This window comes from Commensalibacter papalotli (ex Servin-Garciduenas et al. 2014), from assembly GCF_000527695.1.
Lineage (GTDB): Bacteria > Pseudomonadota > Alphaproteobacteria > Acetobacterales > Acetobacteraceae > Commensalibacter > Commensalibacter papalotli.
In genome coordinates, this window is the sequence record NZ_ATSX01000001.1 from 1,131,218 (window position 1) to 1,148,083 (window position 16,866).

The following is a 16,866-nucleotide window of genomic DNA, read 5'->3' on the forward strand; positions in this document are numbered from 1 at the left end:
TTTGCCCATTCCCTATGTATGAGAAGTTACTTGTGTTAAAATTTGTTGAAGAGTGTCTCTAAATCTCTGCTCGTTACATTCTGTATCAATACGTGTCAAAGCATTCTTTCGCAGCTTATTCCATAATTTTTTCTCTTGATAAAGACGTATAATTTGTGATGCAAAAAATTCTGGGTTATCAATCGATGCTGCTAGAATATCTTTATCGTCATTCCATCCTAATTGATGAACCAACAACTCTGTTGCTACGATTGGAATACCAAAAGAAGCTGCTTCATGCAGTTTATAAGGAATTCCCCCCGCAAAGCGCGTTGGCGCTATATATACACGATGGTTATTATACAACTCTGTTAAATCCTCAACAGGACCCAATAGTTTTACTTGTGGATATTTTGCAAATATAGACATATCAACAGATGGATGTACATAACCAGCAATTGTTAATGTAAATTCATCTCCCATTTTTTCAACTAAAATTGGCAAAACTGCACTAGCAAACCATTGCAAACTGTCAAAATTAGGTGACATATCATCATGCAAAGCACCTACAAACAATATACCCTTGCGATCTTCCCATGCCTTAGGTGTTGCCCTAATATGCACCATATGACCCAAAATTGAGACCTGATTGAACCCTGCCTCTTTTGCATAATCAGCATCGATTTGATTGACAGTAATCATTGTTTGGCAATGTCGTGCACAAGACAATTCAACTTCCAAAGCATCTTGTAATGTTTCATCTTCGTCAGTTTCCAGACCCAGAATTTGTTTGCGCAATATAGTTCTAGGCGCTGCTATTACTTCTGTATCTAAAACTAGACAATCTTGAGGTAAATATCGATTAGCTTCACCCATCATCGGTAAAATTCGATGTAAATTATGAGTACGTCCAATCCAAATTGCATCATAATATCCTGCACGTTCTAAAAAGAAATCACGAATATTATCAATAGTCTTATTAAATAAGATTTCTACTGTTTCTGGAAGATCAGAATAGATTTGATAAAGATGTGGAAAATTATTATTAATTGGGTAAACAGTTACCTGATAGCCTAATTTTGCCATTTGATGAATAATATCATTAGAACGAACATAGCCAGAACCCAAACGACGAAGTGGAACACGATCCTCCACAAATAAAATTCGTTTACCTTCACCTTCACGTTGTCTTGCAATCGTTATATTATCTGAGTGCCGAGGATGCTGAAAACGCAAAAATTCTGTATGTTCTTGAACAAATTTTTGATGATTACGACGAATCAGCCCACTAGACACAATCGGATCACTTGACGCATATTCCATATGCTCTACAACAGCATCAGGATGATAAACAACGCGATACCCTGCCTTAATAATCCGAACACATAAATCAGTATCCTCGAAATAAGCGGGATAATAAATAGGCGAAAACCCTTTGAGTTGTTGTAATAAAATTGTTCTTACCGCCATCATTGCCGTTGAACAATAATCAACATCACGGACGAAATTTGCTTCTGCAATCGATGGGTCGTTTCCACGTAGATATCCCGTCGTCGTTCCATCTCGCCAAATAATTGAACCTGCTTCTTGTAAATTACCATCCGGATGAATAATTTTACCACCAACAGCACCAATATCTGATTTTGACACTAAATATTGGCATAAAACGTCAATCGCACTGGGATATAAATAAATATCATTATTTAAGAATACAGTTATTGGAGCATCAACTTGTTCAATCAAATAATTACATGCCCTGCCATATCCAAAATTATAAGCAAAACGAGTAATATGGGCACCTATCAAAGAATTTTGCATAAACCGCGTATCATCAGTTGAATAGTTATCCCCTATTAAAAGCTGAATTTTTCCTTTGTAATTTGTCCGTAAAGAAGCTAATGCCGTCAATGTAACAGCCAGCTGATTTTTAACCAACATAATCACACTAATATCTGGTTTTCCTTCATAAGAAAAATCCAGCTTTTGATGTGCTACTGTAGGTAATATAAAATGTGCTTTTTTACGAAAATATTCTCTAGATTCAATAGTTTTATTATTTAAACGATAATGAGAATCTTCTGGAAGAGTATTAATCCATGTCTCTAAACGCTTATTAAAAATCCAATGTGCAAATGCATCTCGATAAAGCTTGTTCTCAATATCTTCTCGAACTGAACCTGATAAGAAATATTCTCTTAAATGAACATCAGGATAGGGATTCCTAAACTCAAAAGTACCGTGCAAAATAAAATGTTCATACCCATTACGAAAAAAGCCACTACCATCTTGCAAAATGGCACCTGCTAAATCAGGATAAGTCTCTATGTAAAATCGTTCAGAAAACCAAGGTAAAGGATCAAATAACGTTGGTGTAGAATTCATAAAATAATGCTGTAAAGGACTTGTCAATTCTCCTGCTTTTATCTTTTCCAACACTTGAGGGTATCTGTCTAGATACCATCTTGTATCAAAATATAAAGAAACAGTAGCCCTGAGATCTGCTTTACTGATATTCAATAAATAATTACGATATGGAAAAAAAGTTTTCTCTACATTGCCACTTTCGTAGCAATGACGCTCATAAACCAAAGGATCAAAGAAAAGAGAACCTGATTTACGTAATGCATCACCTTTTTTTAGATAATGATCGTAAGCATTGATATACTCTTTCGAATTATTAATTTCAAAAGTAAATTGAGGGTTATGATATAAATAATATTCAGAAGAAAAAAGCCAATGAGGCTGATATTTCTTATATCCTATTTGACAATAATGCTCAAAACCTGTTTTGAATTTTCCTCTTTTGATCGTTTTTTTTATAGCTTCATCGTGATTAAGATACCATTCTTCATCAAAATAAGGATTGGGGGATTGTCCTAAAAAGGCACCAATTTGTTCATAATACTCTTGGACGGTCTCAATACCACAGATTTCCATTTTTTCTGAAACATCAGGATACATTGTTAAATACCACTCTTCATCAAACTGTGCCCACACAGCACCTTGATAAGCGTTATTATCCTCAAGAATATCACTAATAACTTTATAAGTTTCAGTATCTTCTTGTTTTAAATCATCAATATGCTGAATATCAATATGATTAGACAACCAATGCACATAAATATTAGGGTATAGTCCTTCCTTCATATCATGTACTACGTCTTTTTTAAGGGAATACGCTCCTAAATTTACATACATTGATGGTTGTAGTAATAAAGCGATCCCTTTATCTATGAAATGAGCATAACCATTTCTATATAATTCAATCTTATTTTGATCTACCAATAAATCCGCATATTCAGAAACGTAGAATTCTTCATCGAACCAAAGTAATGGTGAATATTTTTTTGGAATATCATTCGTTAAATAATGATGTAATAAATTAATAAATTTTTGCTCTTGTATCAATAATTGAACATCATGATATGTCTGAGAATACCACACAGGATCAAAATACCAAGATGTTCTTATCAAACCATCAATGCTATCGATATGCTTTAAATAATACGAATAAATTCCCATATTATATTGAATTGGTTTATTATAATGACCTATGAAAAATTCTGGATCGAAAAACAAGCTTCCGCTCAGCCCTTCTTTATCTCCAGCTTTCAAATAATGATCATACCCATTAACAAAGCCACTTTCTGCAAGGACTTTATCTGTTAACCCGGTGTTTATCTTTTTATAATAAGCCTCAGAAAATAGCCAATGCGGGGAATTTGTCAAATATCCCTGTTTACAATAATGATCAAATCCAGAAATATATTGGCGTTTTTCTACGGCTTCTTTAACATCTAAGTAAGTTTCGAGATACCATTGCTCATCAAAATATGGATTTGGAGAATGACCCGCATGACATCCAAACGCATTATAATATTCTTCAACGCTATCTAGTTCTAATGCTTTCATTTGAGAAGTTACATCTTTATATATGCGAGTGTACCACTCTTCATCAAAATCTTTCCAAAAAGCGTGATTAGAACTAACAGCAATTATCTCTGATTTCTCTTTAGTAACTTGAATAGCATCTACATCATTTTTTGCTTTAGAAGTTTCTGTATGATGCGCAACAAATTTAATTTCTTTCTTGGGTGGATCCACCAAGAATAAAGAAGGATCTTCCTTTACAGTAAATGATAGAACCTCTTCCTCATTATCAATTTTAACTTCTGAAACTTGTGGTTTAACATTCACTTGTTCTTCATTTAACGTTTTAGTATCTAGATTTTCTTTGATATGAGTATGTTCAAGATCATCTTGTTTAACATCCAAATCAAGCCGTTCTAAGTCTTGATCATCTGATATTATCTCAGCATCAACAAGGCTCGTCTTATCTTGTGATATTTCGGTCTTCTCAGAAATATGAAGATTATAATCTAGTTTATAGGTTTCATAAAACTTCTCAAATAATAATGACTGACGCTGTGCAACCCAATATTCAAACGCATTATAAAATAGATGACTAGATACAACTTCAACAATATCTTCTTGTTTTTTAAATTGCTCAAGATCTAATGTTTCATTAGGTTTTCTTCCTTCTTGAAAACCATATAGAATAAAATGGATAAACCCACTTCTAAATGCCTTATCAACACCAATAGAAGAGGCAACATCAGGATATTGTTTGCAATAAAATTCCTCTGAAAAATCGATTAATGGAGAGAAAAATGAAGGTGTCTCATTTGATAGGTAGTGGTGCAGCCCGTTTAAATACAAATTACGAGATATTAAAACTTTAACTTCAGGATAATTTTGCAAATACCATTCTTCATCAAACAACCAAGAAGTTTTGAACTTTTTATCTTTTAGAACTAATGTTTTTAAAAAAAATTGATAGGGACCTCCCTGCTCATTTACTATTTCTTTATTAATTCCTTGTAACAAATAAAGCCTAGGATTAAATAAAAGGCTTCCTGAATATAAAGACTGATCCCCCTCACTCAAATAATGATCATAACCATTTTTATAACCAGAAAAGTTATTAGTTTGCTCTTGATATGCTTGGTTATAAAAATTTTCATCAAATAACCAATGCGGTGAATGACTTTGAAAACCTTCTTGACAATAATGATCAAAACCTGACTGAAATTGATTTTCTCGAACAGCCTTAGCAATCAGAGGATAGCGTAAGAGATACCATTTTTCATCAAAATAAGGATTAGGTGAATGACCAACTTTTCTCCCTTTTTCTCGATAATATAAATGAATATCCCCTCCGTAAATATCTTGAACTATTGGATTAACAGAAGAATAACGTTTACAGTACCATTCAGTATCAAACTGCATCCATTTTATATTTGATCGTTCTATTTGATTCATATTACTCTTCAATCATTATGTAGAATAATCTGACTTACATAACTGCAAGCCAGATTACCCTTATTTTCTTACATTTTATTTAATATAAAATATAATCAGATATCATTTAATAAATTATAAAATTACGAATTATTTAAATTTTCTATCAATCAGCTGAATACTTTTGGTGATCACATCATCTGTTAAAATACTATCTGCTATATCCTCAACTGTGTTGTCAACGATGTGCATGATTATATTTGTTTGTGCAACTTTATATTCATTCTGTATAACATTAACTAAATAAAGGTGATAATGCCCATTTACCGTAGAAAAACAACCTTGCTTCAGATCTATTTTAGAAACAAAACCATTATTTAATGGCGCAGATTGAAAATATTCTGAGGTCTCTGGTCGCATAAATCTTGATGTACCAACGACAAAACAATCATCATTTTGTTCGTTAATAAATGCTATATACATCCGACCAGCCATTAAATTATTACGATTAAATGCCCATCCCGAAATTTTTAATAAACCCTTGTCATTATCTATAACTTCTTCATCATCTTGAATAAAGCCTGTCAAATACTCAATACAATACTCTAACTCTCCAAAACGTTGAGCGTGAATATTTTTTTCTACAAATGCATTCAATTTAATCCCTCGCATTAATCCATCTTTTTCAATAATACGAAAGAAATCATCCAAAATATCTTGATTACTATGAGCCACATTATGAATTGATTTTACTTGCCCTTCACTAACATCAATTTCATTTGTTGTCAGTTGAAACGCAGCAGAACCGTTAACGATATTGATCAACCCTATTCTAAAGCGACCTTCACACCATTTTCCTCTTAATGCAGCAGTCCCTGAAAAACCATTACGAATAGGTGCGTTAGCAAATGTTTGTGCAACATCTCCACGATTTTCACGTTGGCATTCCAAAAATATAGTCAAATCACCATCCTTTTGAATTAGTACCGTATATAAAGTACCAGCATTCGAAAGCTCTGGAAAAATAAACCATCCTCGAATATGAAATTCATTTGCAGGTTTAAAACTATTAATATCATCTACATTCAAAATATGATAACAAATATCATCTAAATAATAATGTGCACCTTGAACTACAGCCCAATCATCAACTGTTTGAGGCAATTCAACATGCAGGTCATTTCCTATTGGTGGATCAAAAATATGACGTGGTGGCGCTTGGTCTTTCCATGAAACATGTGGTAAATAATGAAGGCGACCAATATCCCATTTTAAATTACTCATGCCTAATTTATCATAAGGAGTAATTTTCTCGTAAATAGTCAACAATTCTTTAGAATAGTCTAGCGCAGTTACCCATAAATCTGGCACTATATTTTCCATCATCTGTTGACGTAATTTTTCATCAGAACGAATAAGCTCTAAACGATCAATTACTTCATTAACAGCGCCTATCTTAACTTTAAAACCATTCACACCATCAGTGATGCGATCACCCAACGCACCAACATCCGTAACAATAGGTATTAAACCATTTTGCCATGCCTCTGACAAAGAAATACAGTATGTTTCCGGCCATATAGAAAGCGTCATCGCCACATCAGCAACTTGTAATGCTGCAACTTCACCTAAACCATATGCACCATGTAATACGACGTTCTCTTTTTTCATTTCTTTCAAAACGTTTTCATAGTCGGGCTGCATATATCCAAAAATATGAAACTCATACAAATCAGGATTGGCCGATTGTAAAATTGAAAGAATAGTATCCGCACCCTTAGAGCGAATAAAATTACCAACCGTCGCAATTTTTAGTTTTCTACCATTTAGTGGCTCATATTTTTTCTTTCTCAAAGGGATTGTAGTATCAGGAGAAGGAATGCCTAAAATATAATTTTGTTTTGCATTCAAAACTGGATAAATTTTACGTGCTAACTCATATGAATGCTCAGTTCCGTATAAACAAACATCAACATTTTTCATAATTTTTGCGACAAAAGCACGTCTTGTTTGTTGAACACCAAACTCAAGTTTCTCTGACGTCTTTAAGCAAATATCACATGCACCTATATTTTTTTTATCAATTTCACAATAACGTTGCTCGTAATTCAGTAAATTATAATGGGAACAAACTGCTAAAAAGTCATGAAATGAGAAAACGACACCAACGCCACAGGCTTTGGCTATAATAGGCAAGGATAATGTATGATGCCCCAAATGCTGAATATGAACTATATCGAACCCGTATTGATTTATAACACTTGAGAATGCCATTTCCTCGCCAGCATCATTCATAGAATCAAGCCAGCCCACATCAGGCATATCAAACCGCTCAATTTCTTTACCGTTTGCATCAGTTAAATAACATGCACCTCGTCTGCGCAACCAGTAAAAAAATTCAACATCTTTTACTAAAGTCGTAGAAAGTATTTGTTGATAAACTTCAATTCCACCCCAAACATGCTCATGAACAGTTGAATGAGTTACGAATAAAACTCTTAATTTACCTTGTTTTAGTGGTCTTTCTGGTAAAATATCTTGCTTATGTTTTTTCTTAAAATTCGCATCTGTTATTTCTGCAATTTTTTGCAAGCGATTAAGATATAAATGCTGACTTAAAGCTACTTTTTGTGTATCAGTTGCTACTTTTTTTCTTAAACCTTTTTCATTTAAGATTTTAGCAATGGATTCAATAACTTCATTCGTATTACGCGCAATGGAAACACCTTTTAATTCTTTGAGGTATTTCTCATCCATCTCAGTAGGAAGCTCTACAACCTGCGCCGTTCCAGCCAAAGCCAACTCATATAAACGTGGACCTGGAGCCGTTGCCTGCCCAACATCCCCGTGGCTGGCATAATTACGAAACATTGTTAAAGTAACTTGGCTTGCATTTGCAAAATCAATAAATGATTCAATACTCACAGGCCTTGGAATAATACGCTCAACCAAATCTTTTGGTAAAGGCGGCAAATAATCATTGCCGGGGCAAATTAACTTAAAGCGTGCTTGAGGGAAAGCGATTAGTAAGCGGCGCAAAACATCGACACGGTTAGGCCACATTGTGCCCGCGAAAAAGATATCATAATCTAGATCTTCGGTATTTTTTACATCACGCAAATGAATAGATGTACTCGCCCCTAAGGGTAAATAATAAGCTTCAACTTGATATGAATCTACACAACTCGGATCATTTGTAAACACATAATCAAAATTGGATGTCACATGTACATTAAAATCCAACATAAATGGGTCTTCAAATGCCCAAAAAATCATCGTCTTAAAGCAGGGACGCAAACGCTTCATTAACTCAAAATCAGTGCGCTGGCCATCTATACAAATAAGAACTTCATGCTCATGTGTTGCTGCAATAGATAGTAAAGTCATATTATCAGCAACTTCAACATTCTCCTCTCCCCACAGTTTTTTTGCAGCTCTAGCAACAGCAAGTGTTAAATAGGAGTTAGAATTATGCGTATAATTCGTATTGTAAATAACGGCCATGATTTAATCTTATCATCCAGTTGATATTTTAAAACGCAATTTATTGTTTGTTAATATAAATTGTTTAATTGAGACTTGTTTAATAAATGTATTTATAATCTAAATAGTCAATAGTTGCTATTACTTAATTGCCTTAAGTTATAAATATATTTGAACATAATAAAGGCTAAGCATTATATATAACACTTAGCCTTATATTCATTCTAAGTTATTTTTTTATTAAGTTACTACTTAAAATAGAAATTATTCTTCATCGGTATCGTTTTCATTACGACGACGAATAGCAGCCCCAAGAATATCACCCAATGAAGCTCCACTATCAGCAGAACCATAATCAGAAATAGCTTGTTTGTCTTCTTCAACTTCACGACCTTTAATAGTCAAAGTTAAACGACGAGCAGCTTTGTCAACTGTAACGATTTTAGCATCAATACGTTCACCAACAGCAAAACGTTCTGGACGTTGCTCTGCTTTGTCACGAGAGAGTTCTGTACGGCGGATAAAGCCAACAAGAACATCATTCACGCTAACGTCAACACCATTTGCTTGAATACCTGTAACGGTACAAGTAACAACACTACCTTTGTTAACTTGAGCTAATGCATCAGCAGCAGGATCTTCTAGAAGTTGTTTAATACCCAAAGAAATACGTTCTTTTTCTACATCAACATCAAGAACCTTAGCTTTTACCACATCGCCTTTTTTATAATTGGCCATTGCAGCTTCACCTGCTTCATCCCATGACAAATCTGACATATGAACCATGCCATCAATATCAGCAGACAAACCAACGAATAAGCCGAATTCTGTAATATTACGGATTTCACCTTCAATTTCAGAACCAACTTTGTGTGTTTCTGCAAATTGTTCCCAAGGGTTAGGTTGAACTTGTTTTAAGCCCAATGAAATACGGCGTTTTGAACTATCAACGTCTAATACAACCACATCAACTTCTTGAGAAGTAGAAACGATTTTACCAGGATGTACGTTTTTCTTTGTCCATGACATTTCAGAAATATGAACAAGACCTTCTACACCAGATTCCAACTCAACGAATGCACCATAATCAGTGATGTTAGTTACGCGACCCGTGTAACGAGCACCAGAAGGATATTTGCTTGCAACATTTTCCCAAGGATCAGCTTCAAGTTGTTTCATACCCAAAGAAATACGATGTGTTTCTGGATTAAAGCGAATAACTTGAACGCGAACTGGTTGACCAATTTGCAATGCTTCTGAAGGATGGTTAACACGTTTCCAAGCAATATCGGTAACATGCAACAGACCATCAACACCACCAAGATCAACGAACGCACCATAATCAGTGATGTTTTTAACAACACCGTCAAGAATCATGCCTTCTTTAAGACCTTGAATTAATTCGCTACGTTGTTCTGCACGTGTTTCTTCAAGAACTGCACGACGAGAAACAACGATATTTCCACGAGCACGATCCATTTTCAAAATTTGAAAAGGCTGAGCAACACCAATCATTGGGTTAATGTCACGTACTGGACGGATATCTACTTGTGATCCAGGTAAAAATGCCATTGCACCACCAAGATCAACTGTAAATCCACCTTTAACACGACCAAAAATTGTTCCGTTAATACGTTGGTTGTTTTCGAATGCTTTTTCAAGAGCAGTCCAAGCTTCTTCACGGCGTGCTTTTTCGCGTGAAAGTAGAATTAAACCGTCACGATCTTCGTAACGTTCAATATATAACTCCACCATGTCACCAGGTTTAATTTCTGGTTTAGCACCAACAGGTGCGAATTCTTTTAAAGGAACGCGTCCTTCACTTTTTAAACCAACGTCAACAATCGCATAATCGTCCGTCAAACGAACGATTCTTCCTGTTACAACGGAACCTTCGAACCCAATATCCTGACCCAAGCTTTCTTCAAGTAGGGTTGCAAAATCTTCACCAGCAAAGTGATCTTGATGGTTTTGTGTGGCTTCAGCCATGTGCTTTTATAATCCTAGCTATAACATTAACGCTTGACTTGCCCTAATATTATACAACTTTAATTTGCGCGTTTTTACTTTAATTACGATAAAATAAACATACGACTTTTCTTTGAAAATTTTCAAAAAACAGATGAGAGTAATACTTGTAATATTTCTGAAAAAATATTATCGGGGATTATATAGAAACAATATAAGTAATTCAATCATTTCTTAGTAAAATTTTTAAAAATATTTAAAGATAATAACTTAAAATTACTCAGCTATATTGTGTCTTTATATCAAACGCTAAATTTGGGTTCCACATAGCCCCCGTAGCACTCATTACAGCATCGGCTCCAGCATCAATATATTCTTGATAATGCTCTACGGAACAAACACCCCCAACACCAATAATGGCAAAATGATTGGTTAACTCATTCCGTAATCTAACTAAACGCTTTACCATATCAAGCCCAGCCCAACGAATAGCATCCCCACAAACACCCCCTGTTGGTCGGTCAGCCCCCAAGGCTGGTTTTCCCTCTTGATCAACGGGCTTTGCTGATAAGGTGTTAATTGTGCTGAAACCATCAACAATACCATCTAATTTTTTAAGAAGCGGTAAAACCTCTGCATCATTAGCAAAATAAGCAAGCTTTAAAAATAAAGGTCTATCTGGAACACTGTTTTTAATTTCTTTTGCAATACGTTCAACCCTGTCAAAATCAAAACACAGTAATTTATTTACACCTTCATTAGGACAACTTAAATTAGCCTCTAAAATAGGCACTTCGGTCTCAGCAACCAACCGTGCAGCCAATGCATAATCCTCTTCGATATTAACAGAATTTCCTGGTGTCCCTTGAAAACTGCCAATGACATATTGCCCCTTTTGAGCCGCATTTACGGCATTGGCCAAATCCTCTTGCCAAATTTCAGGACTATAAGAAGGCACGCCAAAAGAATTGGTAATTGAAATTGGGGATTGATAATGATAATCAGCTAATACAGTATCAAGGTTGGCTGATAGCATCCCCTGAGGATGAATGGATAATATATTAGGTAAAGCATGGCTTTTATGCGCTTTGGTGCGCACGGTTTTATAAACACATAAATCAAACCCATATGCAAAAGCAGCTTTGATATAATTAGCATTCAACAAAGGGCCAGCTGGTATACCAAATGGTAAATTAACATCCAAATCCAAAAAACGTGTTGGTTTGGCAACTTGGATATTTACCTTAGGAGGCTTTGAAAAATCGCCAAAAGGACCTTGTTGGTAATTATTTTCATAACTTAACGATGGATTATAAAAGGGAGTATTTGTATTTTTCATCAGCGCACCTGTTATTTAAATAACGGTTTAATTTTCAAAAACTATATACTTAACAAGTTACATTGAAAAGCTGATTTAAAATTATATTTTACAATATAAATAATTAAAAAAACATTGATAAGATCAACTTCGATGCGAAACAACGAATATTCAGCTTTCATAATTACAACTTATTTTTCATTAAGTGAGTCATTCCTGAAAATTAAAACAGTAATCATTAATTATATAGTCATCACTTTGCTTTAAAAATATTGATTATTACATATCAACCAGATACTTTTTATCACCTAAAGCTGAATCTTGTTGCTGGATCAATAGTGGGATTTCAGTGCAACCAAGAATAATCCCCTCTGCACCTTGTTTATGTAGATCCTGAACAATATCCAAAAATATCCTCTTAGAAGCAGAATTTATTATTCCTAAACAAAGCTCGTTATAAATAATATCGTGAATGATTTCACGTGGAGAAGAGGAAGGAATAATTGTTTAAATATCAAACTTATCCAATAAACGAGGCTTGTAAAAATCTTTTTCCATTGTAAATTTTGTGCCTAACAGCCCAACAGTTTTAACGCATCATTCTATATTTTTTAAGCCGTGACATCTATAATATGACTGACTGGAATAGCAATCACACTTTGGATTTGATCTACAAATTTATGCATTGTATTGGTGCGAATAACCAAAAATTCTGCTCCACCCGCCTCAACTTTACGAGCAGCTTTGGCAAGTAATTCCCCCACTTCATCCCATTTTCCTTGATGTTGTAGTTGTTAAAGCTCACCAAAATCAACGCTATAAAGACAAATTTTAGCACAGTGTAATCCACCAAGCTTTTCTTTGACTTTGTGGTTGATGAGTTGATAATAAGTTACGGTTGACTCTCAGCTCATACCACCCAATAAACCAATTACTTTCATTGTCGACTCATTTTTATAATGTATCGTAATCCAATTTAATGATAATTATAAAAATAAGACAACAAAAACTCTCTTTAGTAACGATGTATTATTTCCAGTGCTTGAGCAAGCACCGCATCAGCACTCAGATGATCTGTATCAATGATTTTAGCATCTTCTGCTGGACGAAGGGGCGCAATCGCACGAGAAGCATCCGCTTCATCTCGCTCGGAAAGCTCTGCAGCAATTTTTTCAATTTGCTTTGTCTTCAAAGGATCATTGGGATCTTTGGTATATTGTAACCAACGACGCTCTGCACGCACCTTGGCCGAAGCAATCACAAAGAGCTTAATATCTGCACTGGGAAAAATCACTGTACCGATATCACGACCATCCATGACTACCCCTTGTTGCGTAGCAAAGTGACGCTGCATATCTAACAAAGCAGCCCTTACCTTGGGCTGTGCTGCAACCTGACTGGCCGCTTTATCAACTTCCGGTGTGCGTAAATCATCCCTACTCCAATCTTTTTGGGATAACTGCTCTGCGATATGAATAACAGCTTCACTTTCTACTGCAACACCCGCATTCAGCATTTTTCGGCCTACTGCACGGTATAATAAACCCGTATCCAAATATGGAAGGGATAATTGCTTTGCCAGCGCTTTGGCCAAAGTGCCTTTGCCAACCCCTGACAAGCCATCAATTGCAATAATTAGTTTCTTACTCATATGTCAAACTTTGCCCCCAAAGCATTCATTAATGGAAAGTAATTTGGGAAACTGGTACGAATAAAAGTAATATCATCAACCTTCACCGGCTTTTGCGCAACCAGACCTAGAATAGATGCACTCATTGCCAAACGATGATCCATATGTGTAGCAACCAATCCACCACCAGGTATATTGCCCGCAGTGCCATGGATAATTAAATCATCCCCGTCTATATCAACCTGTACACCGTTACCACGTAACATTTCCACGATACTAGTAAAACGATCGCTTTCTTTAACTCTTAACTCTTCTAGTCCTCTGAAAATTGTCTTGCCATGAGCAAATGCAGCTGCAACAGAGAGAATCGGATATTCATCAATCATAGAAGGTGCATGTTCAGGAGGGACATCCACTGCTTTTAACTCGCCTGCTTTGATCACTAAATCTCCAACTGGTTCCCCACCTTCAATACGTTCATTCAAGATTTGTAAATCTATACCCATCCATTTCAAAACTTCAAAGGCACCAGTGCGTAATGGATTTAATCCAACATTTTCAATGCAAACATCTGATCCCTTGATCATTGCAGCCGCAACCAACATAAACGTAGCCGATGAAGGGTCCCCTGGAACTTTGATATCTTTTCCCGTCAATGTTACTGGACCTTTAACACTGATTTTTTTGCCTCCTTTGGGCAAGTTCTCAACATGAACCTCGACCCCAAAATGACTTAACATATTTTCAGTATGATCACGCGTTGCAACAGGTTCTTCAACACAAGTAATCCCATGTGCATTTAACCCTGCTAGCAAAATAGCTGATTTCACTTGAGCAGATGCAACAGGCAGGCAATATTCTAATGGCTTGGCTTTCGCTGTTCCTATGATTGCCATAGGCAATTTACCGCCTTCTCGTGTCTCAAACCTTGCACCTGTTTCTGACAAAGGCACAGTAACACGCTTCATAGGTCTTTTACGCAAGCTGCCATCACCAGTCATAATGCTTAAAAAACCATGGCTGGCTAAGATACCACTCAGCAAGCGTGCAGAGGTCCCAGAATTTCCCATATTCAGCACATCTTCTGGTTCAGTTAATTGACCAATGCCTTTACCGATAACATGCCACTCACCCTCGGCAATACGTTGTGGCTTTGCACCTAATGCCTGCATTGCTTGTGCTGTTTGCATTACATCTTCGCCTTCCAACAACCCTGTGATATGACTTTCCCCCGTAGCAAGGGCTGCAAACATTAATGCACGGTGGCTGATGGACTTATCCCCAGGGACTTTAATTTTCCCTTGTAATGGCGATTGTAAAAAAGAAACAGTAAGTGGTTTTGTTGCAGAAGAATTGGTCATATCTTTACTTTCTAAAATAAATTATTGCTAAATAATTCACTACGCGTCATAAAACTTTTATCAGAAATATTGAAATTGTCATTTTAAAGTTTGACATATGGGCTATAAACTGGCATGTCGCCTGTGTATACTTTATTGGTTAGAGGTAGAATAAATCAATGGTTAAAATAGAGTTGGGTATTAAACGAGTATGTTGTTCATGTGGTACTCGTTTTTATGATCTTAACAAAATGCCACCTGTATGCCCTAAATGCAGCACTGAACAACCTGTCGAACTGCCCCGTGGCCGTCCTCCAGAAGAAGATGATACTATTCATAATAAAGGTTTAGATACTTCTATAGATACAGATGATTTAGATACAGATGATACAGATGTTGATACTGTGATCGAAGACACTTCAGATCTTGAAGATGATGACGATACAATCGGCTCTGAAATCGAAGTTATCAAAGATGATGGCAGAGACGACGATTCTTAAAAACAGATTTATATCAACTTTTTAAATAAAGGCTTTGAACTTTTTTCAAAGTCTTTTTTATTGTCCTAGTATAATCGAAACTTCACGATAGATATACGCGATCACTAAGATTGTAATATTTATCATACCAATGTTAAAGACATAAACTTGGTCAATATTTGTTTTACGTATTTTTAGCGCCAGGAATAAGCCATATTTTCAAATATTCTTCGAGTTCACCTTCCCCCTCTTAGCAAAAAAACTTAACTATATTAATAAGTATAAATCCTTTACTACAACCATTTTTTGCATGGTTATCACCATCATCTTGTTCCTTGGCACCAGGATATTCCTCTTCGGTTTTTTCGCTACATAAGTGCAAATGTATCTTTAACAAGTATTGAAGCTGTTCTTGATTATAAACAGCTTTATTAAATAATTATTTTTTAAATAAATGATCTATTCTCAACCTGTCTCTGTGGTCTGTAATGCGTAAAACCGCCAGAAAAGATACCCCAATTGCAGCTAAAATCCCCGCACTCGAAATAAGCAGCATTAATAAAATCTGGTATTTTGCTGCATCAAAAGGATTTATTCCCGCCAAAATTTGCCCAGACATCGTTCCTGGTAACGTTACAATCCCTGCGGCAGACATTTGATTAATTAAGGGCATAATTCCAATCACCACCGCCTGACGTATCAATGGATTAAAAGTTTCCCCACGTGTATACCCCAACGCCAAACGTGCCTCAATGGTTCGCTGCTCTCTTTGGATGATATCCAGCAACCCTTTTAAAGACAAAGAGGCTGCACTCATCACATTCCCCAAGATCATTCCCGTTAAAGGAATAAAATATTTCGCATCATACCAAGGATGCGGGCGCAATGCTGTATTCAAAGCAACAAAGCTTACAATCAATGTCACAATACCCGTTACTGTGCCACTTATACCCAAAGTCCAGCGCCATTTTATTCCTGATTTAAGACGAGCAACGATCTCTCGGCTGGCAGCCAGCATCATCACAATAACAACCAACAGGCTGTACCAAAAAGATTGTAATGCAAAGACTTTTAATAATATAAAACCTACCAATAATAATTGCAGTACCAACCGAGTGGCAGCAATTATAACAGTTCGCCCTATACCAATCGATAACACCATCGATAAAATTGTAATGAACAATAATAACGATGTCGCCAAAGAAAGATCAATAAAGCTGAGATGGATATAGCCATTCATTTAAAATATACGCTTATAAAGTAATTACTGTTGGCTGTTATAAATGAATTCTGATGAGATGCTAAGACGTATTTGATATTAAAAAGTCAAACCACAACATAATATGCAATCTTTTAAACTATATTTAC

9 protein-coding genes and 1 pseudogene are annotated in these 16,866 nt (G+C 35.6%); 1 reads left to right on the plus strand and 9 read right to left on the minus strand.

The features are described from left to right. Positions 1–12 precede the first annotated feature (12 nt). From COMX_RS10645 to aroA, 8 genes and pseudogenes are all read right to left on the minus strand, one after another. Positions 13–5,301 carry a glycosyltransferase gene (locus COMX_RS10645; RefSeq protein WP_051461887.1) on the minus strand — a complete coding sequence of 1,763 codons (5,289 nt, stop codon included), beginning with the start codon at positions 5,299–5,301 and terminating at the stop codon, positions 13–15. A 129-nt stretch (positions 5,302–5,430) separates the two neighbouring features. After that, on the minus strand, positions 5,431–8,784 hold the full coding sequence (locus COMX_RS05165) for a glycosyltransferase (RefSeq protein ID WP_034337750.1): 3,354 nt from the start codon (positions 8,782–8,784) through the stop codon (positions 5,431–5,433). Positions 8,785–9,027: 243 nt separating this feature from the next. Next, on the minus strand, positions 9,028–10,752 hold the full coding sequence (rpsA, locus tag COMX_RS05170) for a 30S ribosomal protein S1 (RefSeq protein WP_034337754.1): 1,725 nt from the start codon (positions 10,750–10,752) through the stop codon (positions 9,028–9,030). A gap of 259 nt (positions 10,753–11,011) precedes the next feature. Next, positions 11,012–12,070 (minus strand): beta/alpha barrel domain-containing protein, encoded by a 1,059-nt coding sequence (locus COMX_RS05175; RefSeq protein ID WP_034337757.1) that lies wholly within the window; start codon positions 12,068–12,070, stop codon positions 11,012–11,014. A gap of 258 nt (positions 12,071–12,328) precedes the next feature. Next, positions 12,329–12,553 carry an aspartate/glutamate racemase family protein gene (locus tag COMX_RS11420; RefSeq protein WP_200867622.1) on the minus strand — a complete coding sequence of 75 codons (225 nt, stop codon included), beginning with the start codon at positions 12,551–12,553 and terminating at the stop codon, positions 12,329–12,331. A gap of 107 nt (positions 12,554–12,660) precedes the next feature. Next, positions 12,661–12,819: pseudogene (locus COMX_RS11205) on the minus strand (aspartate/glutamate racemase family protein); the annotation flags it as partial. A gap of 245 nt (positions 12,820–13,064) precedes the next feature. Beyond that, entirely contained in the window at positions 13,065–13,700 is a 636-nt protein-coding gene (gene cmk / locus COMX_RS05185; RefSeq protein WP_034337760.1) for a (d)CMP kinase, read from the minus strand. After that, positions 13,697–15,040, minus strand: coding sequence for a 3-phosphoshikimate 1-carboxyvinyltransferase (gene aroA / locus COMX_RS05190; RefSeq protein WP_034337763.1), 1,344 nt, complete (start codon positions 15,038–15,040; stop codon positions 13,697–13,699). The genes cmk and aroA overlap by 4 nt, the downstream gene beginning before the upstream one ends. A gap of 158 nt (positions 15,041–15,198) precedes the next feature. On the opposite strand from aroA, the gene COMX_RS05195 reads away from it, so the two are divergent. Then, complete coding sequence (locus COMX_RS05195) at positions 15,199–15,519, plus strand: FYDLN acid domain-containing protein (protein WP_034337765.1); 321 nt, start codon at positions 15,199–15,201, stop codon at positions 15,517–15,519. 418 nt (positions 15,520–15,937) lie between these two features. On the opposite strand, the gene COMX_RS05200 is transcribed toward COMX_RS05195, so the two are convergent. Next, positions 15,938–16,738 carry an ABC transporter permease gene (locus COMX_RS05200; RefSeq protein WP_034337767.1) on the minus strand — a complete coding sequence of 267 codons (801 nt, stop codon included), beginning with the start codon at positions 16,736–16,738 and terminating at the stop codon, positions 15,938–15,940. Between the last annotated feature and the right edge of the window lie 128 nt (positions 16,739–16,866).